27 protein-coding genes and 1 pseudogene are annotated in these 23,709 nt (G+C 56.5%); 12 read left to right on the forward strand and 16 right to left on the reverse strand.

Annotation, left to right across the window (positions count from 1 at the left end; genetic code table 11):
- Window positions 1–47 precede the first annotated feature (47 nt).
- The 9 genes from HCU66_RS25265 to HCU66_RS25305 all read right to left on the reverse strand — a co-directional run bounded on the left by HCU66_RS25265 (window position 48) and on the right by HCU66_RS25305 (window position 8,462).
- Window positions 48–797 carry an AraC family transcriptional regulator gene (locus HCU66_RS25265; RefSeq protein WP_205891123.1) on the reverse strand — a complete coding sequence of 250 codons (750 nt, stop codon included), beginning with the start codon at window positions 795–797 and terminating at the stop codon, window positions 48–50.
- Between the two features lie 71 nt (window positions 798–868).
- The gene (locus tag HCU66_RS25270; protein ID WP_205891145.1) at window positions 869–2,122 is read right to left on the reverse strand and encodes an NAD(P)/FAD-dependent oxidoreductase; all 1,254 of its coding nucleotides are present in this window, start codon (window positions 2,120–2,122) and stop codon (window positions 869–871) included.
- Entirely contained in the window at window positions 2,119–2,355 is a 237-nt protein-coding gene (locus HCU66_RS25275; RefSeq protein WP_205891124.1) for a (2Fe-2S)-binding protein, read from the reverse strand. Before HCU66_RS25275 ends, HCU66_RS25270 begins: the two co-directional genes overlap by 4 nt.
- Entirely contained in the window at window positions 2,348–3,463 is a 1,116-nt protein-coding gene (locus HCU66_RS25280) for an NAD(P)/FAD-dependent oxidoreductase (protein ID WP_205891125.1), read from the reverse strand. The genes HCU66_RS25275 and HCU66_RS25280 overlap by 8 nt, the downstream gene beginning before the upstream one ends.
- On the reverse strand, window positions 3,460–4,392 hold the full coding sequence (locus tag HCU66_RS25285) for a 4-hydroxyproline epimerase (RefSeq protein WP_205891126.1): 933 nt from the start codon (window positions 4,390–4,392) through the stop codon (window positions 3,460–3,462). Before HCU66_RS25285 ends, HCU66_RS25280 begins: the two co-directional genes overlap by 4 nt.
- 114 nt (window positions 4,393–4,506) lie before the next feature.
- On the reverse strand, window positions 4,507–5,178 hold the full coding sequence (locus tag HCU66_RS25290; RefSeq protein WP_007935506.1) for a GntR family transcriptional regulator: 672 nt from the start codon (window positions 5,176–5,178) through the stop codon (window positions 4,507–4,509).
- 192 nt (window positions 5,179–5,370) lie between these two features.
- Complete coding sequence (locus tag HCU66_RS25295) at window positions 5,371–5,910, reverse strand: cytochrome b/b6 domain-containing protein (protein ID WP_205891127.1); 540 nt, start codon at window positions 5,908–5,910, stop codon at window positions 5,371–5,373.
- A gap of 7 nt (window positions 5,911–5,917) precedes the next feature.
- Window positions 5,918–6,181, reverse strand: coding sequence for a PepSY domain-containing protein (locus tag HCU66_RS25300; RefSeq protein WP_205891128.1), 264 nt, complete (start codon window positions 6,179–6,181; stop codon window positions 5,918–5,920).
- 157 nt (window positions 6,182–6,338) lie between these two features.
- Entirely contained in the window at window positions 6,339–8,462 is a 2,124-nt protein-coding gene (locus tag HCU66_RS25305; RefSeq protein WP_205891129.1) for a TonB-dependent receptor, read from the reverse strand.
- A gap of 158 nt (window positions 8,463–8,620) precedes the next feature.
- Between HCU66_RS25305 and HCU66_RS25310 the strand changes: the two genes are divergently transcribed.
- The 3 genes from HCU66_RS25310 to arsJ are packed head-to-tail and all read left to right on the forward strand — an operon-like array spanning window position 8,621 to window position 11,262.
- Window positions 8,621–8,986 carry a metalloregulator ArsR/SmtB family transcription factor gene (locus HCU66_RS25310; RefSeq protein ID WP_205891130.1) on the forward strand — a complete coding sequence of 122 codons (366 nt, stop codon included), beginning with the start codon at window positions 8,621–8,623 and terminating at the stop codon, window positions 8,984–8,986.
- A gap of 32 nt (window positions 8,987–9,018) precedes the next feature.
- Entirely contained in the window at window positions 9,019–10,023 is a 1,005-nt protein-coding gene (locus HCU66_RS25315; protein WP_205891131.1) for an ArsJ-associated glyceraldehyde-3-phosphate dehydrogenase, read from the forward strand.
- Between the two features lie 9 nt (window positions 10,024–10,032).
- Window positions 10,033–11,262 (forward strand): organoarsenical effux MFS transporter ArsJ, encoded by a 1,230-nt coding sequence (gene arsJ / locus HCU66_RS25320; RefSeq protein ID WP_205891132.1) that lies wholly within the window; start codon window positions 10,033–10,035, stop codon window positions 11,260–11,262.
- A 623-nt stretch (window positions 11,263–11,885) separates the two neighbouring features.
- Here the strand turns inward: arsJ and HCU66_RS25325 are convergent.
- Window positions 11,886–13,805 carry an acyltransferase family protein gene (locus tag HCU66_RS25325; RefSeq protein WP_205891133.1) on the reverse strand — a complete coding sequence of 640 codons (1,920 nt, stop codon included), beginning with the start codon at window positions 13,803–13,805 and terminating at the stop codon, window positions 11,886–11,888.
- Between the two features lie 510 nt (window positions 13,806–14,315).
- On the opposite strand from HCU66_RS25325, the gene HCU66_RS25330 reads away from it, so the two are divergent.
- Both HCU66_RS25330 and HCU66_RS25335 read left to right on the forward strand, forming a co-directional pair.
- Window positions 14,316–14,978, forward strand: a complete 663-nt coding sequence (locus tag HCU66_RS25330; RefSeq protein ID WP_205891134.1) for a GDSL-type esterase/lipase family protein — start codon at window positions 14,316–14,318, stop codon at window positions 14,976–14,978.
- 57 nt (window positions 14,979–15,035) lie between these two features.
- Window positions 15,036–15,416, forward strand: coding sequence for a cell wall hydrolase (locus HCU66_RS25335; RefSeq protein WP_205891135.1), 381 nt, complete (start codon window positions 15,036–15,038; stop codon window positions 15,414–15,416).
- Between the two features lie 168 nt (window positions 15,417–15,584).
- On the opposite strand, the gene HCU66_RS25340 is transcribed toward HCU66_RS25335, so the two are convergent.
- Entirely contained in the window at window positions 15,585–15,953 is a 369-nt protein-coding gene (locus HCU66_RS25340; protein WP_205891136.1) for a GNAT family N-acetyltransferase, read from the reverse strand.
- 72 nt (window positions 15,954–16,025) lie between these two features.
- Between HCU66_RS25340 and HCU66_RS27355 the strand changes: the two genes are divergently transcribed.
- From HCU66_RS27355 to HCU66_RS25355, 4 genes and pseudogenes are all read left to right on the forward strand, one after another.
- Window positions 16,026–16,157, forward strand: coding sequence for a hypothetical protein (locus tag HCU66_RS27355; RefSeq protein ID WP_277397080.1), 132 nt, complete (start codon window positions 16,026–16,028; stop codon window positions 16,155–16,157).
- Window positions 16,151–16,359: pseudogene (locus HCU66_RS25345) on the forward strand (organoarsenical effux MFS transporter ArsJ); the annotation flags it as partial. The gene HCU66_RS27355 and the pseudogene HCU66_RS25345, both read left to right, overlap by 7 nt.
- A 350-nt stretch (window positions 16,360–16,709) precedes the next feature.
- Window positions 16,710–17,309, forward strand: coding sequence for a trypsin-like peptidase domain-containing protein (locus HCU66_RS25350; RefSeq protein WP_205891146.1), 600 nt, complete (start codon window positions 16,710–16,712; stop codon window positions 17,307–17,309).
- Between the two features lie 189 nt (window positions 17,310–17,498).
- A complete protein-coding gene (locus tag HCU66_RS25355) occupies window positions 17,499–18,401 on the forward strand; it encodes a universal stress protein (protein WP_205891137.1) in 903 nt (300 codons plus the stop codon).
- Here HCU66_RS25355 and HCU66_RS25360 read toward each other — a convergent pair.
- Both HCU66_RS25360 and HCU66_RS25365 read right to left on the reverse strand, forming a co-directional pair.
- On the reverse strand, window positions 18,395–18,811 hold the full coding sequence (locus tag HCU66_RS25360; protein ID WP_205891138.1) for a hypothetical protein: 417 nt from the start codon (window positions 18,809–18,811) through the stop codon (window positions 18,395–18,397). The two genes, HCU66_RS25355 and HCU66_RS25360, sit on opposite strands and share 7 nt — an antisense overlap.
- 113 nt (window positions 18,812–18,924) lie before the next feature.
- A complete protein-coding gene (locus HCU66_RS25365; RefSeq protein ID WP_205891139.1) occupies window positions 18,925–19,161 on the reverse strand; it encodes a hypothetical protein in 237 nt (78 codons plus the stop codon).
- Between the two features lie 215 nt (window positions 19,162–19,376).
- On the opposite strand from HCU66_RS25365, the gene HCU66_RS25370 reads away from it, so the two are divergent.
- Window positions 19,377–20,213, forward strand: a complete 837-nt coding sequence (locus HCU66_RS25370) for an undecaprenyl-diphosphate phosphatase (RefSeq protein ID WP_205891140.1) — start codon at window positions 19,377–19,379, stop codon at window positions 20,211–20,213.
- A gap of 69 nt (window positions 20,214–20,282) precedes the next feature.
- On the opposite strand, the gene rfaH is transcribed toward HCU66_RS25370, so the two are convergent.
- The 3 genes from rfaH to galU form a co-directional block, all read right to left on the reverse strand.
- On the reverse strand, window positions 20,283–20,789 hold the full coding sequence (gene rfaH / locus HCU66_RS25375) for a transcription/translation regulatory transformer protein RfaH (protein ID WP_205891141.1): 507 nt from the start codon (window positions 20,787–20,789) through the stop codon (window positions 20,283–20,285).
- Window positions 20,786–21,217, reverse strand: a complete 432-nt coding sequence (locus HCU66_RS25380; protein WP_205891142.1) for a phosphohexomutase domain-containing protein — start codon at window positions 21,215–21,217, stop codon at window positions 20,786–20,788. The genes rfaH and HCU66_RS25380 overlap by 4 nt, the downstream gene beginning before the upstream one ends.
- Window positions 21,218–21,293: 76 nt before the next feature.
- A complete protein-coding gene (gene galU, locus HCU66_RS25385) occupies window positions 21,294–22,127 on the reverse strand; it encodes a UTP--glucose-1-phosphate uridylyltransferase GalU (RefSeq protein WP_205891143.1) in 834 nt (277 codons plus the stop codon).
- A 570-nt stretch (window positions 22,128–22,697) separates the two neighbouring features.
- Between galU and HCU66_RS25390 the strand changes: the two genes are divergently transcribed.
- Together HCU66_RS25390 and HCU66_RS25395 are read left to right on the forward strand one after the other, a co-directional pair.
- Window positions 22,698–23,192, forward strand: a complete 495-nt coding sequence (locus HCU66_RS25390; protein ID WP_205891144.1) for a low molecular weight protein-tyrosine-phosphatase — start codon at window positions 22,698–22,700, stop codon at window positions 23,190–23,192.
- Window positions 23,193–23,238: 46 nt separating this feature from the next.
- Window positions 23,239–23,709, forward strand: a 471-nt coding sequence (locus HCU66_RS25395; protein ID WP_241015684.1) for a Wzz/FepE/Etk N-terminal domain-containing protein, incomplete at its 3' end; no start/stop codon positions are given.

Genomic DNA, 23,709 nt, shown 5'->3' on the forward strand with positions numbered 1-23,709 from the left:
CGGGCTGCATTCCCACGCGGAGCGTGGGAACGATCCCTAAACGATCCTTAGCGCTGAGTATCGCGATACTGACTCGGTGACAGACCGGTCAACGCACGAAACTGCCGGCTGAACGCACTGTGGTCGGTATAACCGCAGCGCAGGGCGATCTCGGTGATGGGCAACTCGGTGTGCAGTAACAACCGCGAACCTTCTTCCAGGCGCGCCTTGTTGATCATCTGCCGTGGGGTGAGCTGGAACACCCGTTTGCAGTGACGCTCCAGTTGCGCCACGGAATAACCGGCGATGGCGGTCAGTTCGGCGAGGGGCACGGGGCGGGCGAAGTGGCTGCGGATGTGCGCGTCCACGGCGGCGAGTTTCTGGTACGCGGGGTGATTGGACTGTGGCGATTGCAGGTCGCGGGAGATTCCGGCCAGGCCCACGATGTGGCCCTGTTCATCCTTCAAGGCAAGTTTGTGGGTCAGGCACCAGATCGGCTGGTTGCCGTAATACAGGTGCAGTTCCAGTTGGTCGGCCAATTCGCGGCCGCTGGACAGCACCCGCCGATCCTGTTCGGTGTACAGCGGGCCGAAGCGTTCCGGGAAGACCATTTCGGCGGTGAGCCCCAGCAGCTCTTCACGATGTTTGAAACCGCAACGCCGGGCCAGGGTCTGGTTGACGAAGGCATAGCGGGCTTCGCGGTCCTTAATGAAAAACACCACGTCCGCTAGGGTATCGAGCAGCGGCGCAATCGGCTGCAGGCTGTTCAGCAGCGTGGGCAGGTCGCAGGGTTTGAAGGTGCTGAGCGAGGGATACATGGCGCTGGGGTCTGAGGGCGACCCCGGGATCATAGAGGCTCGACAGCGCGGCTGAAACCCCCGAGGGGGTTTCAGGCTGGCGGGGTGTCGTCCAGGCACATCAAGGTCTCGATTCGTGCCGGGCTGAAGGGCGGGCGGGGTGCCGAGGGTTGCCAGCCAAACAGGTGCTGCACCGCGCCACCACACACCCGGCCCTGACAGGCGCCCATGCCGCAGCGACTGGCCAGCTTGGCTTCGCGCCAGTCGGTGTGCCCGGTCAATGCGGCGTAGGGCACGTCTTCGCAGCGGCAGACCAGGGTGTCGGGGCGGGCCAGGGATTTGAGTTGTGGGTCGAGGGCGAAGGCCTGATTCAGTGCCTTGGCGAAACCCTGCCAGCGCGCCCGACGTGGCCACAACTGGCGTGCCGCTTCAAGGTCACCGACCGCCGCGTGGCCCGCAATAGCCCCTTCGACCAACGCCAGTTCACTGCCACCAAACCCGGTGCATTCACCCGCCGCATAATGATCGACGCGGCTGGCCTGCCAGGCATCCACGGCCAACGCCTGACCCTCGATGGCGTAACCCAGCGCCTGGCCCAATTGAATGTTCGGGATCAAGCCGAAACCACAGGCCAACCGATCACAGGCCAGTTCGATGATTTTGCCCTGCTGTTGCAGGCGCACGCCTTCCAGCCGGTCAGTGCCAAGAGCGGCCAATACATGAGTCGCGGTGCGGTAATGACGGTCGAACAGGCTGAACGATTGCAGCCATTTGGCCGGCCAGCGGGGCAGTTGCGCGGCGAAGCCGGCGACGGCGGTGCGCGAGGCTTGCTCGGCGATGCGTTGTATTTGCGCGCCATGCTTTTTCGCGGTGGCGGCACTCGCCAGCAACAGCGGGCCGCTGCCGGTGATCACCACGCGTTCACCCTGCACCGGCAGGCCCGCCTTGATCAGCGCCTGCAAGCCACCGGCGCCAGTCACGCCAGGCAACGTCCAGCCGGGGAAGGGCAGCAACAACTCGCGGGCACCGGTGCACAGAATCAGCTTGTCATAACTGATCAGCCAACCGGCATCGTCATTTTCGACCAACAGCTGTTTCGGACCGGGACTGGCGATCACCCGGGTGCCGGGGTGACGGCGGAGGTTGCTGCAAGCCTGCAAACGCTCACGCAGGCGACGGGCCTGATCGGGCACGTTGGCTTGCGGACCGTCACGCCAGATTTGCCCGCCCGGCAGCGGATTGTCGTCGAGCATGACGATGCGTGCGCCGCTGGGTGCGGCGGCCAGGGCGGAGACCATGCCGGCGGGACCGGCTCCAATGATCAGCAGATCGGCGTATTCGTTCATGGGCATGTCTGCACCTGCATACCGTCGCGGCACAGAGTCTGGCAGGCCAGGCGTCGCCGGCCGTCGATGGTCACCCGGCATTCCTGGCAAATGCCCATGCCGCACAGCGGCGCGCGGCGCTGGCCACTGACCGAGGTGCGCGTGCAGCCGTCGCTGCCCAGCGCCAGGGCAGCGGCGACGCTGGTGCCTTCGGCCACGTTCAAGGCGCGGCCGTCCAGCAGTAATTCAGGCATAGGCAGGTTCTCCGAGAAAACGCTGGGGCAGATAGGGTTGCGCGGCCAGTGGCGGGGTTTCGTTGAACAGCTGCGCCACCAGCAAGTCGGCCGTGCCGGGGGCCGTGGTGACGCCCAAGCCTTCGTGCCCGACCGCCAGCCACAAGCCCTGCTGCTGCGGGTGCTGGCCCACCAGCGGCAGGCCGTCGGGGCTGGCGGCGCGAAAACCGGTCCAGGCGCGGATGCCATTGAGCCGGGCCAGGCCTGGCATGTATTCGGCGGCGCGCTTGAGCATTTTCGCCAGCATCCAGCCTTCGACTTGCGGATCGGTGGTGCCGAATTGCCGCGAGGCACCGATGAACAATTGCCCGGTGGGGCGCGGCTGAATATTGCAGGCGGTGGATGGCCCGGTGGCGTTGTGGGCACTGGTGACGTAGCCCAGTTCCACGAGGGTGTGGGTGACGGTGCGGGGGTAGCGGTCGGTAATCAGCAGGTGGCCTTTTTTCGGCTCGATGGGCAATTCCGGGCACAGGTCGCTGGCCTGAATGCCGTTGGCCAACACCACCGCTTCGGCGCTCAACCAACGGCCGTCATCGAGGCAGACGCGGTTGCCATCAATGGCGCTGACCCGCGCTCGACGCTGATGGATGTTCGGCGTGTCGAGCATCCAGCGGGCGGTCGCCGGCGCATACAGAATGCCGTCGCCATTGATCAGCAAGCCGCCTTCCAGACCCTCGCGCAGTTCCGGTTCACGCTGGCGCAAGGCGCTGGCGCTGACCAGTTCGCACGCTACGCCCTGGGCTTTCAGGTTCAGGTATTTGCTATGGGCGACCGCCATTTCCTCGGCGTTGGCCGCCAGCCACAGCGTGCCGTTGTTGCGGTAAGCGCAGTCGTCGGGCAGGTCCGGTGCCAGCTCGCGCCAGCGTTGCAGGGAATATTGACTCAGGGCCAGTTCGGCCGGGTTGTCGTCGAGCACCAGCAGGTGGCCCATGCCCGCTGCCGTCGCACCGTGCAGGCCGGCGTCCAGCACCAGCACCTGCAAGCCACGCCGGGCCAACGCCTGGGCGCAGGCAGCGCCGATGATACCGGCGCCGATCACGATCACATCGGCCACCAGGCCCTCGTTCATGGACGAATGCCCCAGGCGAAAGGGTCGTCCTGTTCGATGATCAAACTGGCTTCGGCGCTGATAAAGGCACGGCCACGAATGGTCGGCACAATGCGCTCGCCTTGCCATTCATAAGAGCCTTCGAACTCGCTGCCGATGACACTGGCCTGACGCCAGATCTGCCCCTGTTGCAACTTGTCGTCGGCCGCCAGGCACGCCAGTTTGGCACTGGTGCCGGTGCCGCACGGTGAGCGGTCATAGGCCTTGCCGGGGCAGAGCACGAAGTTGCGGCTGTCGGCGTGATCGTCATCGCTGAATAGCTCGACATGGTCGATCAGCCCGCCATCTTCGCCACGAATGCCCTGGGCCTCCAGCGCTTGTTGCACCGCGTAGGTATAAGCGGTCAGCGCGTCGAGGTTGTCGCCGGCGACCCGCAGTCCATGCTCGGCGATCAAGAAAAACCAGTTGCCGCCCCAGGCGATATCGCCGACTACCTGACCGATGCCCGGCACCTGCAACGCCAGCGCCTTGCGGTAACGGTAGGCCGGCACATTGCGTACGCTCACCGAATGGTCTTCGTGCAGGGTCGCCTGCACCGTCCCCACCGGCGTTTCGATGCGGTGCACGCCAGGACCGATCTTGCCCAGGTGCGCCAGCGACGCCACCAGGCCGATGGTGCCGTGGCCGCACATGCCCAGGTAACCGCTGTTGTTGAAAAAAATCACCCCGGCACAGGCGCTCGGGTCCACCGGTGTGCAGAGCAGGGCACCCACCAGTACGTCGCTGCCTCGTGGTTCCAGCACGCAGGCGGCGCGCCATTGATCGTGATGGTCGGCCAGCCGCTTGCGCCGTTCAGCCATGCTGCCGGTGCCCAGATCAGGAAAGCCGGCGGTCACCAGACGGGTCGGTTCGCCGCCGGTGTGGGAGTCGATCACGGTGATGCGTTTCATGGGAGGGCCACGTCCGTTCAGATGAGTGAACGCAAGAGTGGCCTGTGCGGCGGGGTGCCGGCTTGATGGATTTATCCTGTGCCGATGACGAAATCGGCATAGCATCCTGAACCGTCAGTGGGCGTGGGGCAGGTGCTCGAACAGGGTTTTGCAGACCCCGGCAATGTGTTCGTCCAACAGCTTCACCGCCAGCTCCACATCGCCGGCACGACAGGCTGCGAGGATTTCGCGATGCTCGTGATCGGCCCGTTCCTTGCCGGCCGACAGGCTCATTTGCATGCGCAGGTAGCGCTCCAGCTTGTCGTTGACCGAACGAATCAGGCTGACCAGAAACGGCCGTTGTGCCGGTTCGTAAAGGCAGGCGTGCAGCTCCCAATTGAGCTCGGCCCAGCGGCCCACGTCGTCCTCGCCGATGAATTCCTGACAGATGCGCTCGGCACGGGCGAAGGTTTCTTCAGTCATGTTGGGTATGGCCAGGCGCAGTATTTTGTCTTCCAGCAACATGCGCACCTCGAACATCTGCGCCAGCTCGGCATCGGAAACCCGCGTGACCATCGCCCCGCGATTGCGCTGGAACATCACCAGCCCTTCGGCTTCCAGCCGCTTGAGCGCCTCGCGCACCGGAATCTTGCTGACGTTGAACTGGCGGGCAATGTCGTCCTGGCGAATCGGTTCATCTTCGGCAAAATGCCCGGCGACGATGGCGTCGCGCAGATGACGGGTGATGATTTCCGAGGTCGAAGGCGTATTGCCAAGGTCGGGAGCGTTGAGTTTGGGTAGGTTCACGGCGGCGGTCGTTTGGAAGTGAGATAGCGATAGGGTATACGAAATCCTTTCGCTGATCTTCCCCGAGGGTGCGGCTGTGCGGCAATCCGACTTGCTCGCGAAGACGGTGGCACAGTCCAACATTGATGTCGTCTGACACACCGCTTTCGCGGGCAAGCCCGCTCCCACAGGGATTGCGCTGAATCGGGCTCTTTATTCGTCGGCGTTTTTCTTGCGTCGATGGCCTGTGATCATCGACAGCGGCAGGTTTTCACGCAAACGGATGCTTTCCACCAGTGCCGCGACGATATGCACGCCAACCAGCGTGAGCAGCGCATTGGCCATGAACTCGTGGACATCACGCAGCCAGTCTTCGCCGAAGAAGTAGTCCACTTCCTCCATCAGGAAACCGCTGATGCCCAGGCCGGTCATCAACAGCAGCATGAGAACCATCACCAGTGCACCGATGGGTGAGTGGCCCATGCGGTGGTAGCCCTGGCCGGAAAACAGCGCCCGGCCATGGTGAGCAATGCGCGTCGGGGTTGGCCAGAAGTCTGACCAACGCGCCGCCGGCGGGCCAATGAACCCCCACACCACGCGCACCAGCACCACTGCCACGGCGTAATAGCCGAGCCAGCGATGCCAGGCGTCTCCCTCCTCATTGAGGAAGTAGTCGCTGATAAAGACAACCACCAGGGACCAGTGGCAAACGCGTACGAGAGGGTCCCAGAGGCGCAGGGTTTCAGCTTTCATCTTTGTCTTATTCGATCTCTTCTTTCACGACTTTGCCGGTGACCGGATCAAAGTAGATCTCGACTTTGCGCTTGTCCTTGTCCCAACCGTAGATTTCGTAGCAATTGCCGGCAGTGACCTTGAACTTCTTGATGTTATAGCCCTTGGCCTTGAGATCTTCCTGAAACTTGGCCTGGTCTTGCCATTGGGCTTTGTCGGCCTTGGTGCATTCAGTACCGGCGAAAGCCAGGGGAGAAGCGGCCATAAGGGTGAGCAACAGAAGTTTGCGCATGGGTTTTCCTCGAAATATTGTTGTTGTCTGACAACGCGAGAGATTCTCAATCACTCATCGCGCGCTGAAGATTAAATGAGCTTTGAATCATTGTCACGATGTTGCGCACTGCAAACAAACGCCCCGGGATGCAGGGCGTTTGATTTCAGGTTTTCACTCAGAACCGGTAGTTGGTACTCAACTCCAGAGTGCGTGGCGCTCCGGGGGTGATCAGGTCCACCGAGCCATGGGCCGAGGCGTAATAGTCCTTGTCGAAGACGTTGCGCAAACGCAGCGCCATGTCCCACTTCGGCAGGTTATAGAGCAACGCCGCGTCCACGGTGGTGTAGGCGGGCATGACCACCTGGTTGTCCAGGGCGGTGTAGCGGTCATCGACATAGTTCGCCCCCATGCCCACGCGCCAGGTGTTGGTCAGCGAGCGCACCAGCCAGAGGTTGGCGCTGTGACGCGGGGTCAGGGTCGGTGTCTGGCCTTCGTTGGCGACGCCGTTGGTCCGGTTGTTGGACTTGGTGATTTCGGCATCCAGATAGGCATAGCCGGCATAGACCTGCCACTTGTCGCTCAACTGCCCGCTGGCGGTCAGTTCCAGGCCGTCGGTGCGCTGCTCGCCCGACAGGACCAGTTGGGTCGGGTTCGCCGGATCGGTGTTTTTCATGTTGGTGCGTTCCAGGCGGAACAGCGCTGCCGTCAACGCCAGGCGATTGTCGAGCAGGTCCCACTTGCCGCCGATCTCGACGTTGGTGGTTTCTTCCGGCTCAAGGTCCTGGTTGGTGGTGCTCAGGGCGAAGACTTCGGAAGAGGGTTGGTAAGAGCGACTCACCGAAATGTAGTAGGACTGAACCTGATCAGGCTGGTAGACCAGGCCAGCGCGCGGGCTCCAGGTATGGTCGGTTCGGGACAGGGTGGCGCGGGTCAGGTCATCCGAATATTCCTGGTCGAACACGTCATAGCGCACACCCAGCAACGCTTTCCATTGCGGGGTCAGTTCAATCAGATCCTGGACGTAGAAACCGGCCGTGTCCTGGGTAGTGGTGCCTTTGGCGGTTTGCCGGTTGGCCTGGAACGGCACGTCGACCAGAGCATCGCGGTACACCGGGACTCGCGCAACGTTGGACTGGCTGAAGACGGATTGATCCTTGACCTGGCGCCCCAGTTCCACGCCATAGAGCAGGTTGTGGTTCATCCCGGCGAGCGTGGCCTGTTGCTTGAGTTCGGTCTGGTTGAACCAGCCGTCTTCCTTGCGCTGCACGTTGCCGCGGTTGAGTTTCACCAGCAGTTCGCCGTTGGGTGCGGTGACGAAGCGTGTTGGGCTGGAGTCGGCGAGGGTGTTGTTGCGATCCAGGTCGTAGTGGTAGTAGCGGCTGGTGTTGCTCAGGGTGAAGTCGTCGTTGAGGCGGTAGTCGACGCCGGCGGTGAACGAGAACACTTCGCTGCGGGTGTAATCGTCATCCGGGTCGGCGGAGCCGAAGCGCTTGTCCCGATCGACATCGACCGGGCGGTTGCCCAGCGCGGGGATGCCGAAGTCGATCAGGCGTTTATCGTAGAGGTACGTAGCGCCCAGATTCAGTTCAAGATTGTCGGAGAGCTTGAAGTAGGCCGAAGGTGCAATCGCCTTGCGGTCGATATTGCCGTCATCGCGGAAGGTGTCGCTGTTCTCCAGCGCACCGGTCACCCGGAAGGCCTTGTCGTTTTGCTGCTGATCGGCCCAGCCAGCGTCGAACTGCGTGCGCTTTTTACCCTCGCTGTCGAAGCTGACACCCACTTCCTGCTTGGGAGTGAAGTTGGGTTTCTTGCTGATGCTGTTGATCAGACCACCGGATGAACCGCGGCCATAGAGCACCGCTGCCGGCCCCTTGATCACTTCCACGCGCTCAACGTTGGACAGATCGCGAAAGTACAGCGCATCGTCACGGACGCCGTCGACGTACATGTCGCCGATGGCACTGAAGCCGCGAATGGTGACCTGGTCGCGCTGACCATCGCCATTGGAAAGGCCGATGCCGGGAACGTTTTTCAGCACGTCTTCCATCGACTGCGCGCCTTGATCCTTGATCACGCTCTGAGGGATCACGTTCACCGTTTGCGGGATATCGCGCAGCGGGGCATCGATCTTCAGCGCGCTGCGGCTGTCGGTCGGCTTGTAGTTCTGCTCGCTGTAATCGCTGGTCACAGCAGTGGCAGGCAGGGTGACTGGCGATTGGGTTTCTGCCTGCAAATCAGGTACTGCCAACAGCCCCAGCAGTGAGAGAGAGGCGGGGTAAATGCGCGGTAAAGCCACCATGAGCTCCTTTTATTAGTAGTAGCGCTAATGATAACGATTCCCTTTTGTAAGTAAATAAATATCATTCATGTACAGAGCCGACACATTGGCTGGGACCCTTTACGGTACATGCGGAAAAACATATATTCGAAAAAACGCATATGAACTGAAGAAACCCAATGTCTGCCCCTCTGACGCCGACCACTGTTTTCAAATGCCTGGCTGACGACAACCGGGTCCGCATGATGCTGCTCATCGCCCGTGAGGGAGAGCTATGTGTCTGCGAGCTGACCTGCGCGTTGAACGAGAGCCAGCCCAAAGTCTCCAGGCACCTGGCGCAGTTGCGTACCTGTGGATTGCTGGCGGACCGTCGGCAAGGCCAATGGGTCTACTACCGGTTGCACCCGAGTCTTCCTGACTGGGTGCATCAGGTGCTGACCGTGGCGCTTGAAGCCAACACGCACTGGCTGAGCCCCGATGCCCAACGCCTTGATCAGATGGGCGACCGTCCCGAACGGGCAGCTGCCTGCTGTCCGGTTCGATAACCCCCAAAGCAACCGCTACAGAGCACCTCAACATGACTATCAAAGTAGGCATCAACGGTTTTGGCCGCATCGGTCGTCTCGCCATGCGCGCCGCCTGGCGCTGGCCGGAGTTTGAGTTCGTTCAGATCAACGACCCGGCAGGCGACGCGGCGACGCATGCGCACTTGCTCAACTTCGATTCGGTGCATGGTCGCTGGAATGATCAGGCGAGCGCTGAAGGTGACTGTATTGTCATCGACGACAAGCGCATCAAGGTCACTGCCAACAAGGCGATTGCCGATACCGATTGGTCGGGCTGCGATCTGGTGATTGAAGCCAGTGGCAAGATGAAGACCGTCGCGGTACTCCAGGCTTACCTTGATCAGGGGGTCAAACGCGTAGTGGTCAGCGCTCCGGTGAAAGAAGAGGGGGCGCTGAACATCGTCATGGGCGTCAACCATCACCTGTTCAATCCAGCGGAACATCGCATCGTTACCGCCGCATCGTGCACCACCAATTGCCTCGCGCCAGTGGTGAAGGTGATCCACGAAAAGCTGGGCATTCGCCACGGCTCGATCACCACCATCCACGACCTGACCAACACCCAAAGCATCCTCGATCAGCCGCACAAGGATCTGCGCCGGGCACGGGCTTCGGGCATGAGCCTGATCCCGACCAGCACCGGTTCCGCCACCGCCATTGCCGAAATTTTCCCGGAACTGCGCGGGCGTCTGAATGGCCACGCCGTGCGCGTACCGTTGGCCAACGCTTCACTGACGGACTGTGTTTTTGAAGTCGAGCGCGTCACCACCGTCGAAGAAGTGAACCGGTTCCTCAAGGACGCCTCCGAGAACGAACTCAAAGACATCCTCGGTTTCGAGGAGCGTCCACTGGTATCCATCGACTACCGCACCGACCCGCGCTCATCGATCATCGATGCGCTGTCGACCCTGGTCATCAACGGTACCCAGGTCAAACTCTATGCCTGGTACGACAACGAATGGGCTTACGCGAACCGCACGGTCGAACTGGCTAGAATGGTCGGCCTGGCCGTTTAAGGAGCGGTGATGAAAACGTTGTCAGCCCTCGCGCCGGAAGTGCGACAGTACCTGCTCGTGACGGGCAATTACTGGGCCTTCACCCTCACCGACGGTGCCTTGCGCATGTTGGTGGTCCTGCACTTTCATGCGTTGGGCTACAGCCCGCTGCAAATCGCGGCGTTGTTTCTGTTCTACGAACTCTTTGGTGTGATCACCAACCTGGTAGGTGGTTATCTCGGCGCCCGACTGGGTCTGAACCGGACCATGAACCTGGGGTTGGGCATGCAGGTGGTGGCGCTGTTGATGCTGACAGTTCCCGTAACCTGGCTGACGATCCCCTGGGTGATGGGGGCTCAGGCGCTGTCGGGGATCGCCAAAGACCTGAACAAGATGAGCGCAAAAAGCTCCATCAAGCTGTTAGTGCCCGATGGGCAGCAGGGCAAGCTCTATCAATGGATAGCCATTCTCACGGGCTCGAAGAATGCACTTAAAGGCGTCGGTTTCTTTCTCGGCGGGGCATTGCTCGCCCTGATCGGGTTCAAAGGCGCGTTACTGGCCATGGCGGGTGTCCTGGCGCTGATCTGGATCAGCAGTTTGATCCTGTTGAAGAAGGATTTGGGCAAGGCTAAAGCCAAGCCCAGGTTTCGCGACATCCTCTCCAAAAGCCGGGCCATCAACATTCTGTCGGCGGCCCGCCTGTTCCTGTTCGGCGCTCGCGATGTCTGGTTTGTCGTGGCTTTGCCCGTCTACCTGAGCAGCGTCTTTGGCTGGGACTTCTGGAAGGTCGGGGGATTCCTGGCAGCCTGGGTGATCGGCTACGGCATCGTGCAATCGTTCGCGCCGCGGATCACCGGCAAGCAACGAGGACATGTCCCTGATGGCCGCGCTGCGTTGCTTTGGGCGCTTGCGCTGGCGGGCCTGCCGGCGGCAATTGCTCTGGGGTTGAACACCGGGTTGCCGCAACAGTGGGTGCTGTTGGGCGGATTGATGGTCTTCGGTGTGCTGTTCGCGGTGAATTCCTCGCTGCACAGCTACCTGATCGTGTCCTATGCCAAGGAAGACGGCGTGTCGCTGGATGTGGGCTTTTACTACATGTCCAACGCCATGGGGCGGCTGATCGGCACCGTGCTCTCTGGCTGGATTTATCAGGTCTTCGGTCTGACAGCGTGTTTATGGGTGTCCAGCGCATTTGTTATTTTCGCGGCACTGATTTCTGTGGCGTTACCCAGGCATGCCAAAGCGATTCAACTGCCCTGAAAGCCGCTGTTTCATGGGTTTTACACCAAGTAAGAAAGTTTAATTTCTAGTGTGCTTATTATGTTGGTGCCATTTTTCAGGTGTCAAATAGTTAAAGTTTCTTATATGGATCGAAAAGTAATTAGTCTTGGCACAATTTATTCGTGCGCATTTATTAAAACTTCAGCCATAAATAACCAGCCAGACCGGGCTGCGAGGAAAGCTACAAGAACCTGACAACTAAAAGATTCGGCACAATAAAAATCAAATCCTCCTTATAAGTCGGTGATCATCATGATTAAATTCATGACCTACTTTTTTATAGGAGCTGTTCTTGCAGGATGCAACGGTATGGTAAAACCCGACGGGGCCTGCCAATGATTCATACTTTTCAGTCTTCTCGGGCTTCCCTTTGCCTTATCTATACATGGCCTCGTCCGTGCAATGGAACGAAGACTATGCCGTCACCACTCGCCACACCCCCCTCATCCACAACGTGAAATACAGCTGCAGCACCGGCTGTGACCTTGTCTTCATCCAGCACAAGGCCAGCACAAACTCCCCAAAATTTGGGAAGTTTGAATTCACAGCCGGAGAGGATATTTGAATTAGCGATGGTGAGTACGTATCGCCATCGCTAACACTCAATGCTTAGCAAGCATAGTTTGCTCTGTGATTGCGACAAAATCTTTTGCAAACAATCTTGCGCCAACCATGGATATGTGATTTCCGTCGAAATAAATTGCGTGGTTGTCTATGGTTTTTTCACAAGTCTCAAAGCATATTTTTTTGTAGCTTTCAATTAGGTGTACTGAGTCTGATCGGGCTATTTTGTCTAGGTAGCTGATAGCGTATTCATTCTGGGTTTTAAATTGCTCGGTGGTTATGTAAGGCGGAGGCATAATGCCTTCGAGCATTTTTGCCCTGGCCATCGTTTGTGGAACGCCCGAAGTGTAGTAGGGCAACGGATAATTTATTATTATATTCTTTCCGTTCGCCTTTAGTAGTTCTATGGCTTTGGAGAAGCCTGATTCAAAATCTCCCCAACTATCGTGATAGCTAGGAGAGCCATAAAATGCAGTTATTATCACGTGTTTTATATCGTGATCCGCAATAAGCGAATCAAATATCCTCTGGTTGTAGGCGGCGCAGTCTGGGCGTGATGTTGTGTTATAGCCAAGTGATGGCGGGCATCCTGATGCAGTTAGTTCTCGCAAGGATTTACCGCGTTGTTTATATAGCTCACCTATCGCGGCTGCTAATTCAACCCCGTGACTATCGCTCCAGACGACCGTATCTGGCTTTGTGTTTTCGCCGAGTATGCATGAGTTATTATATTCGATGACTATTCCGACGGTGGTATTTGTATGGCATTTCAACCGGTGTGGGCTATAATCGGTCGCAGATTTTTCAGCAAGAATTGCCTGTTCACTGAGACGTGCTGGGAAGCCCTGATTAAAAACAATCACCATTCCCACTAAGGCGATTGCAGTCATAGATGCACCTGCGTATGCGAAAGCTTTTGTTGTTGGGGCCTTGACGAATCGCCCTCGAGTTTTTTTCTCAATCAGAAGCCAAGAAAAGTACGATACAATCAAGGCTGTAGCGACCATGGATATGCGCTGATATGTACTCAGGTTGAAGTCAAAGTATAGGTTGAAGAATACATATATTGGCCAGTGCCACATGTACAGGGAGTAAGAGATTTTTCCGAAGAATACAGCGGGCGGTGATTCGAGTATTGTTTTTGCTACAGTTATATGTACCGATCCTGAATAGATGATCAGGGCTGCACCAATTGTCGGTAGTAGGGCGGTGGCTCCAGGGAACGGTACGGATTTGTCAAATGTGAAAACTGCTGCGGCAATTAGTAGCAAACCATTTAACGAGAGAATGTTGGCTAAGAACTTTGATTTTGTAGCTGGGATAAAGTTTAGTGCTAAAAAAGATCCGATCAGTAGTTCCCATGCTCTAAAAGGAAGCATGTAAAATGCAGTTAATTGGCTGTGGTATGTAGTAATACAGGCCGCTAACAGAGATGCAAGAAAAATTGGAAGCAGTATTGTTTTTTGGCTTTTCTTTGACGAAAACCCTAGTTTGTAAATGGCTATCATTAGTAGAGGGAAGAAAATATAAAATTGTTCTTCTACTGCCAGTGACCACGTATGGAGCAGGGGGAGGGTTTGAGCTGAAGCTGAAAAATAATCTTGGATTATCCAGAAATAAATGTTTGACGAGAATAGTATGGAAGAGACTACGCTTTGTGATAGGGATTTGTACTCCTTTTGTGTGAGCAGAAACCAACCTGCGATCAATGTGAATGTAAGTACTGCAAGTAGTACTGGTAGCAGGCGGTCTATTCTTTTTTTATAGAATACGGTGATGCTGAATTTGTTCTCTTTGATTTCGCTTGAGATTATTTTTGTAATTAAGTATCCGGATATGACAAGAAATACATCAACCCCAACGAAGCCGCCGCTGAATAGGCTGTACCCTGCATGAAATAGTATTACTGGTAATATTGCTATGCTTCTAAGTCCATCAATGTCTGCTCTATACTTCATTTCTTGATTTGTCCTTTTTTAGCAGGTGATGGCACTCAATGCCTAATGACTTAAGGGAATTGGTATTTTGCGGTGATTTTTTATAACTCAACGTCGGATTCTCACCTTTGTCCAACCGTTACCTATTCTGAATACCCCTGTGTCGCCTCGCAGGGTATATAGGCTTGCTCTGTAAAGGGCGGACACACGAGAACAGCCATACGTTCTGATCTTCGTATATGCCCAAGCCCAGTCTCTCGGCTCGTTAACAACGGAAGCGTTCATCTCAGGCCCGAAAGTAGAGTCTAAAGCCCGATGGTAACAGGCAAAAAGAGCCCCGTAATCGACAAAAAATAACTAAGATCCCGCACATTGGCTGTACGCAGCGAGATCTCAACGGCTCTCAACAACCAACAACTGCTGTTGGCGCTACCAGGCGCCTGGCCAGTCGCGGGCAAGCTTCAATTGACCTTGTGATGAGTGCCGGCATAGGTAGACTGTCCTGACTCTCACCAACATGGATGGATGTCTGTGCTCAAGCTTTCTGTTTTCAAGGCTCTGATCGCCTCTTCGATCTTTTTCGTGGTGGGCTGCAATGCCGATCAACTGAGCAGGCCGAAAGTCCTGATCATTGGTGACTCAATTTCGCTCGGGTACACGCCGTATGTGCGGAAAGCCCTGGACTCGAAAGCCGTGGTGGTTCACAGCGCTGGCAACTCGCAGGATTCGAACAATGGCGTCAGGAATCTTCGGCGATGGATCGGCTCAGGGAAATGGGACGTTATCAGCTTCAATTTCGGGCTGTGGGACATCTGCTACCGTCAACCTGGGTCAATCACCAAGGATCACAAGGATAAGATGAACGGTTCGATCGCCGTTCCGCTGGATCAGTACGAAAGAAATCTCGACTTGATTGCATCTCAACTGAAGGCAACGGGTGCGAATGTTATTTTTCAGAGCATCACCGTTGTTCCACAGCAAGATCCCTGCCGCAACAGTGTCGATGTGGAAAAGTATAACCAAACAGCGGCTAAGGTAATGAGACGCCTCGGTATTCCGGTCAATGACCTGCAGGTTGTCTCGGCCAGCCTGCCAGACGGCATGCGTGAATCTAATACTGATGTTCACTATACGAAGCCTGGTTATGCAGAACTCGCCAAGTCTGTAGCCAAGAGCATTGAAGACGCCCTGTAACAAGACGAATCCTTATCGATCCCAGCCAAGTGCGGGTTTTTTTGCCTGAAGAAAGTGATGACTGAAGCCGAAAAAGACTGCGGCATCCGCGCCCGCACCTTATGGGGTGAAGCTCGCGGCGAATCCCTGGCTGGCCAAATCGCTGTGGCCTGGACCATCCGCAACCGTGTGAATGACGGCAAGGCCAGGTCGTGGTGGGGCGAGGGGTATGCCGGTGTGTACCAAAAGCCCTACCAGTTCAGCTGCTGGAACAGGAACGATCCGAATTTCGCCTGCCTGAGTGGCGCAAAGCCGATTCCGTTTCGCGAGTTTGCCCAGGCGCAGATCGCCGCTGACCAAGTGAAGGCGGGCAAGGTGTCAGATCCGACCGGTGGTGCCACCCATTACTACGCGACACCATGCCAAAACCACCATAAAAATCACGAAAGGTGCGAATAGCACCAAGCCGCCGACGGCGACTGCCCAACCCCAGGCAGAACCGCTTTCTGCCTTGAAACGACCGCCAGTTAGTAAGCCAAGCACGTAAAACGCCAATCCGATGAGCCAACATGTTGATCAAGAGATGAAATCCATTTTCTGATCCTGGCGTCCCTGGATGCTGTAGCGCTACAGGTCCAATGTCTTCGCCATGATGATCGTGCGCTCCGATTCGTGAAACTCGTCACGGATTTTTTTAAAGCCAAGTGAAGCATAAAAGCCTTCTGCGGTGATTGAAGAGGGGACACATAGTAGGTTCAGGCCTGCACTTATGGCGATCGATTGAATCCTCTCCATCAAGTGTCTTCCGATTCCTTTTCCTTGATAGGTCAGGTCGACAAACACGCTTCGGACAACGTCCTGATCAAGACTTGCAGTTGCAACGATATGACCGTCGACTATTGCTACGAGTACCGGCGGAAGAAGGGCTGGGCGGTGCCAGGAAAATGCTGGAGAAAGACTGCTCGAGCGGTTTCCGTGCGACGCGATTTTCACCATGCATAACGTGCCGGGTTATCCCGTCCGGCATTTGGGTTTTTACAGCGGACCGTTCATGCGTCTACCGACACGGTGAACATCAAAATCATCGGCGACGGTGGCAATGGCGCGGTGCCGCACAAAGCCGTCGACCCGGTGGTGGTCTTTGCCTCGATCGTGATGGCCATGCAAAGCATCGTCTCGCGCAACGTTAACAGCACCTGATCGTGTCCTACGCCAAGGAAAACAGCGTGTTGCTGGACGTGGGGTTCTACTACATGTCCAATGGGCCGCCTGATCGGTACCGTGCTCTCTGGCTGGATTTATCAGGCTTTCGGGCAGGGCGTGTTTATGGATATCCAGCGTATTTGTTATTTTCGCGGCATTGATTTCCGTGGCGTTACCGAGGCATGCCGAAGTGCGTTAAATGCCCTGAGAGCGGCTGTTTTACTCGCTTTACTTAAACTATGAAAGTTTGATTGCTAGTGTATTTTTCATGCGTGTGTCATTTTTCAGGCGTCAATTAGTTGAAGTTTGTTATATGTATCGAAAGGCAATTGGTCTTAGCACAATTTATTTGTACGCATTTGTTACAGTTTCAGCCATAAATAAACGCACCTGACCCGCTGCGAGGAAAACTGCACAAACCTGACAACTAAAAGTTTCTCCACAAGTTTCGCCACAATAAAAATCTAACCTCCTTCTAAGTCGGTGATCATCATGATTAAATTCATGGCCTACTTTTTAATAGGAGCTGGTATTGCAGGATGCAACGGTATGGTAAAACCCGACTTGTCGGGACCTGCCAATGATTCATATTTCTCAGTCTTTTCAGGCTTTCCTTTGCCCTATCTGTACACGGCCTCGGCCGTGCAATGGAACGAGGACTACGCCGTCACCACCCGCCACACCCCACTCATTCGCAACGTGAAATACAGCTGCAGCACCGGTTGCGACCTCGTCTTCATCAAGCACAAGGCCGACGGCCATTATCCGTCATGGCGCGCACCGCGCGTGGGTGAGCACATCACTGCCGTGGGGACGAGTCCGTATATGACAACGGTCACCGGGCAAGGCAAGGTATATCCGGCGCCTTTCATCAACAGTGATGAAGGCAGCGGCGAACGTTATGCCATCCATGATGCCCCGATGATCAAGGGGATGTCGGGTGGGCCCGTCATCGCCAATGACGGCAGCATTGTCGGCATTAATGTCGGTTTTCACTCCACCCTGTTCAACAATGTGAGTTTTCACCCCGGGCTAAAGGGCGCTGAGAGGATCAGTGTCTTTATTCCGTACTCGATCATTCAGCGTGAATGGGGGCTGATGCAGGCACAGCTTAACGGACCGCACGGCACGAAATATGCCCAGAAGTAGCGTTGGCTCATCACCGAATCCGGACTCCCGGATTCGGTGCGAGGCCGCACGCCTATAACTCGCTTATTGAATCCAGGCGTATATTGATAGTGCCGATCCCGTTAGTTGAGGCGATAGCAAATCGTCGGTGGTATGACAGGCGAGAGCGTTGGGGGGAGCTAGATATCCCGGAACGTTTGGAGGTGTTACATGAGCCAATATCAACGACTCTTTCTGATAGCCGGTACAGCCATGCGTCACACCCCGGCGTTGCAGCGAGCGGTTGCCATTGCCGAAGCCACTGGCGCAGCGCTGCACATCACGGTGTTTATCGAAGACTCCCACCTTCTGGGTTTGAAGAGCGCCGGTGCGCGGTTTCGTGAGGCTTGTCAGCAAGAGAACGAAAAGTGGCTCAAGGATGAGGCCGATCTGATTCGCGGGCGCGGGGTCACGGTGAGCACCGAAGTGCTTATAACGCGCACTGCGTTGCAAGAGATCCTTCGGCATGTGGCAGAAATGCAGCCGGATCTGGTGATCAAGGACGTGCAGCACGAATCGGCGCTCAAACGCGTTTTCATCACGCCTCTGGATTGGCACTTGTTGCGCGAGTGTCCGGTGGCGGTGCATCTGGTCAGCGAAGTCAGGTGTCCACTTCCGCGGGTGATAGTGGCGGCAGTCGATCCGTCGCAACCCGAGACTCAGATCACGGGCATCAACGACCGCATCATCCAGGCGGCGAACGGATTGGCGATGCAATGCAACGCGGAGCTGCATCTGCTGCATGCCTACGATCTATCGATGACACACATATCTGACGCAGGCGCCGGGGCCGTGACAATGCCAGGCTTCGGCAGCGACGTGCGCAAGTCTCTGCATAAGGCCTTCATCGCGTTGGCCGACCACTATGGCGTGCCCACTGAACGACAACATTTCGTTGCAGGGCCGCCTGGCAAAGCGCTGGCCGACTTTGCCGCGCATCACCGGGCCGATGTGATCGTCATGGGAAATGCCCATCGCAAGGGACTGGGCAAATGGGTGGGCAGTACGACGGAGCATGTGCTGTATCAAGTGCCCTGCAACATTTTCGCTGTTACAGGGCTGGCGGATCAGTGAATGGATCCGTTGTTCAATGACTCGGAAAGTGCGCCTCGGCGGCTGGGGCGGGATTTTTTGAGGGCGCGTGCCGAGATATCCCGGTAGGTATCGGCATCGGTTGCGGCCAGGAGCTTGCCACCGTCCTTCAGGGTGGCCATGAAGGTCACTTCCGTGTTGTTGCCCGCGAGCAGATAGCCAGCGATGGCACCGACTGGCCCCAGCAACATCGCGCCTGCAATGCCCAGGCCGATGGCGCTCTTTATATTCTTGTTGGATTCCGTGCTCTGGACCGTTAGATCTTTGAATTCCGAGACGGAGAAACTTTTCCCCAGTCGCGGTTTAAGCGCTGTTTTGAGTGTGATGGTTCCCGAGTAATACTCCCCATCGCCCTGCGGAAAATCACCAGCGAGTACGATGATCCTTGCCATGTGGAGTGTTCTCTTGGGCGATCATTTTTGGGTAGCACATTGCACGCGCCGAAACTCCAAACGTCAACGCTCCGACGATGAGTGGCAGCGATGGGCCCGGCAAGACACAAGTATCAGTCTTCCGGGTCAATTTCTTCTTCAGGTGTCCATCTGGCGATCAGGTCAGCCATCAGTTGGGCAATCGCGTCGGTGTTGCCTTCCAGCACTTTAAGGTGATCGGTTATCCGTCCTGACACGTCAGCCGAACCGCTCTTGGCAATCCAGATACCAATCTCATCAATCGCGCAGCCGAGGGCCGTGATGTTCTGGTTGAAGCGTTCGAGCAGGGCGGGGGTGGGATCGTCTGGCATGGTTGCTCCTCCGGTCATGAACGCAAAGCGTAGCAGGTGGACGGCGCCGTAGAGGTCGTCATAGCCCGGTCATGGACGTTTTATAACGTTTGCTTCAAGCGTGCAGAGAATGCGTTTTAATTCTTAGTTGATCCGACAGGCTTAATCGCCGTCAGGTTTTAAATACTCGGAATCAACAACAGACCTTTCAGCCGAGAGGGGTCAACGGGGGATTAATGGATTTCTGGACCACCACACAGGTATCGATTCTAGGGCTGGTTGAAGGACTCACAGAGTTTTTGCCCATTTCCAGTACCGGTCACCAGATTATTGCCGCGGACTTGCTCGACTTCGGCGGCGAGCGAGCCATGGCGTTCAATATCATTATTCAATTGGGGGCTATTCTGGCGGTCGTCTGGGAGTTCCGTCGCAAGATTCTGGAGATCACCACCGGCTTGCCGACCCAGCGTAACGCGCAACGTTTCACGCTGAATCTGTTGATCGGTTTCTTGCCGGCGGTTGTCCTGGGTGTGATGTTCGCCGACAAGATCCATGAGTATCTGTTCAACCCGATCACCGTGGCCGTGGCGCTGGTGATAGGTGGAATCATTATGTTGTGGGCCGAACAACGCGAACATGTAGTGGTGATCGATCACGTGGACGAGATGCGTTGGACCGATGCCTTGAAAGTCGGTTGCGCACAGTGCCTGGCGATGATCCCCGGTACTTCACGTTCGGGTTCGACGATTATCGGCGGGTTGCTGTTTGGCCTGTCACGCAAGACGGCCACTGAGTTTTCGTTCTTCCTGGCGATGCCGACAATGGTGGGTGCCGCGGTGTACTCGGGCTATAAGTATCGCGACCTGTTCCAGGCCGCAGACTTGCCGGTCTTTGCCCTGGGGTTTGTCGCTGCATTCCTCTTTGCGATGATTGCCGTGCGCGGGTTGCTCAAGTTCATCGCCAACCATAGCTATGCCGTGTTTGCCTGGTACCGGATCGGGTTCGGTTTACTGATTCTGGCGACGTGGTTTTTGGGTTGGGTCGACTGGAATCACCTCTCGGAAGCGGCGTAGGTTTTCCTGCATCCATAAAAAACGCCGCTTGTTGTTGAGCGGCGTTTTTGTGTGAGCAGCTTAAAGAATCTAAAGCTTGTTGACCCGCGCCAGCGGCAGGCTGATTTGCTGTTCACGCTGCAGGAAATTCAGCATCAGCAGCACCCGTTCCTCGCCGTCCATGGCCAGGAACACCGCTTCGAGATCGCAGAACGGACCTTCAGTGATGCGCACCGCATCTCCGTGTTTCAACAGCGTGGTCACGATCGCCTGGCTGTCCCGTTCCTGGAGTTCGTCGATCAATGCATCGCGGATAGGCAGTGGCTGACCGCCGAACCCGACGACGCGCGAAACACCGCGGGTCGAGCGCAGCGGACCCCAACTGTCCTGCAGGCTCAGGTGAATAAACAGATAGCCTGGAAACAGCGATTCGCTGATCACTCGACGCTGCCCGCGCAAAACGCGCTCACGCCTGTAGGTAGAGCGAAAACAGTCATAGCCCTGACGCTGCAAATGTTCCTCGGCGCGCTCATCCTGTTTGGGCTTGCACTGGAGCAGGTACCAGGCTTTGGGGGCGTGTTCTGCTATGGCGTTCATTCGAATGCCTCCTGTGCATCGATCTGCTCCAGCAGCTCGGCGGTTTTGCGCTGCATGAGCGAGCTGTCGCCGCGACTTTCCACGGTCAGGCACGTCACGCAATCCTCGCCCGAGAGGCGCAAGCTGAAGCGCCAGTCGGCAAAGACCAGGTTCAGCCCGTCGTTCTCGTTGATGTCCAGAGCATCGACGGCGTAGCGCTGCTTGATGCTCGCCAGCAACGCCGGGCCATCCTTGACTTGACGGCGGATCTCTCCGGAGGAGGGGAAGGCGCCGATGCGCTCCACCAGCAGCACCGGCGGTTTCTGCACGCGGGGGAAAATCAGCTCCGACGCATAGGCACGCACGATGAGGTACGCGAGGTTGTTTTTAAGGTCAGCGCCATACGGGCGGCGACTGTCATCTGCCTTGAAACCGCTCAATGTCTTCATAGAGGCTTCGTCCATAGGGAAATAAAGACCATAAAATCAATTCGATAACGCACACGTTCGTCAGGGTTCAGCGCCGTCACCAGGTGTTCTGATGCAGGTGCTCGAAACAGAAGTTGGTGGCTTCGATGTAACCTTCGGCGCCGCCGCAATCGAAGCGTTGTCCCTTGAACTGGTAAGCCAGCACGCAGCCATTTTGGGCCTGCTTCATCAAGGCGTCGGTGATCTGGATTTCACCACCCTTGCCAGGCTCGGTGTCAGCGATCAGATCGAAGATATCGGGCGTCAGAATGTACCGGCCGATAATGGCCAGGTTGGATGGGGCGTCTTCCGGACGGGGCTTTTCGACCATGCTGTTGACCCGGTAAATCCCCTCGCGAATCAGCTCGCCGGCAATCACGCCGTACTTCTGAGTCTGCTCACGGGGCACTTCCTGAATCGCCACGATCGAGCAGCGGAACAGCTGATAGAGCTTGATCATTTGCGCCAGTACGCCATCGCCCTCAAGGTTCAGGCACAGGTCGTCGGCCAATACCACGGCGAATGGCTCATCACCGATCAACGAACGACCGCTGAGAATCGCATGACCCAGGCCCTTCATCTCTACCTGGCGGGTATAGGAAAAAGTGCAGGTATCGATCAACTCTCGAGTGCCTTCCAGGTACCGCTCTTTATCGGTGCCACGAATCTGGTGTTCCAGCTCGAAGCTGACATCGAAATGATCCTCCAGCGCTCGCTTGCCCCGGCCGGTGACGATGGCCATATGTTGCAGGCCGGCGTCGCGCGCTTCCTCGACGGCGTACTGGATCAGCGGCTTATTGACGATCGGCAGCATCTCCTTCGGCATGGCTTTAGTGGCGGGCAAAAAGCGGGTCCCATAGCCGGCAGCGGGGAATAGGCATTTGCGAATCATGGAAACGTCCTTGAAAGTAGACAGATGGAGTGGCTAATGGCAGTAGGAAAGGTTCGACTCATGTTGTCGGAACCGACAACGCTGGAGAGTGCGGGCTCTAAACGGTCCGATCACTCGAGAAAAAAGTTCGCAACGCTCAGTAGGCAGCGCCAGGCGCGTACAGCGGGAAAGGTCGGGCGTTCGGTTGGCCAGCGAGCAAGCCCGCTTATTTCACGGCATGCGCCTGATACAACGTAAACAAAGTTATTGCTCAACGCGCCCCTTACCCAACTACTAAATGTCCGCATACTGGCAATTTACTAGCGGAACGGCTATACATTAGCCATTCGCTATTTCAGCGTAATTTAGATTGAACGGTCGCGGGAAAACGGTAACTGTTAGAAAATGTCTGGATAAACTCGACTACTGTTATTTTCAGTTTGCCGGGGCAAAATGTTATTTTTTGTCTGGAGAAAAAGTTGGGGGCTGTTCAATCGTCATGGTAATAAATACGTACTGATTGTTTGAAAGTTTCAACTGCAGCTACCGGGTATCAATACCCGGGCTCATCATTCGTAGTTTAAAGCTCTTATGTTCGGCAAGTGCTATGTCACCGCCAATGTTGACAAGACGGGGAATGTTATCTTGCTTAAAAGGGTTTTGATTGTCTGCGTCGGCAATATTTGCCGCAGTCCCACCGCGGAGCATCTGCTGCGCGGGGCACTTGTTCATTCCGATATCGAGGTCAGCTCGGCTGGCCTCGCTGCCTTGACGGGCAAGCCCTTCGAGCCGACGGCACACGCGGTACTCACGGAGCACGGTCATCTGCCCCACGAGCACCAGGCCGTTCAGCTCACGTCTCAAGCCGTTAGTGAGGCGGACTTGATTCTGGTGATGGAGAGGCGACATGTCAGCGGGGTACTCAACATTGCCCCTGAAGCGCGAGGCAAAGTGTTGCTGCTGGGCAAGTGGCAAGACGATCGCGAAATCAGCGACCCCTACCGTCAAGGCAAACCTGCTTTTGTGCACGCTTATGCGTTGATCGAAGAAGCCGTACTCGCATGGGCACAGCGCCTGGCGCGCTGATGGCCAACTCCTTTTTGAATCGTAATACAGGCAAAGAATCCGACTTATGCAGCAAGCACCGGTAGTCAACGTGCGGGACGACGACAATGACGAGATTGATCTTCTCGGCTTGTTTGGGACACTGATCGACCATAAATGGCTGATTGCCGCGGTTACCGGTGCCTTTATGGCGGCTGGTGTAGCGTATGCTGTGTTGGCGACGCCTGTATACCAGGCGAATGCATTGTTGCAGGTCGAAGCGAAGAAGAACGATTTGTTGGGCTTCTCCGATGTCGGCAGCATGTTGGGAAAAGAGTCGCCTTCGGCGACCGAGATTGAGTTGATCAAGTCTCGTGCGGTAATTGGCAAGACGGTCGATAACCTGAAACTTGATATCGTCATACGACCGATGTACTTCCCGGTTGTCGGTGAGTTCCTGGCGCGTCGATTCAAGAATAGTAATCCCGGTGAAATAGCCGACCCCTTGTTGGGGTTGAACAGTTACGCTTGGGGAGGGGAGTCGCTGAGGATATTCAAA

The organism is Pseudomonas frederiksbergensis (assembly GCF_017114915.1).
Taxonomy (GTDB): Bacteria; Pseudomonadota; Gammaproteobacteria; order Pseudomonadales; family Pseudomonadaceae; genus Aquipseudomonas; species Aquipseudomonas frederiksbergensis_I.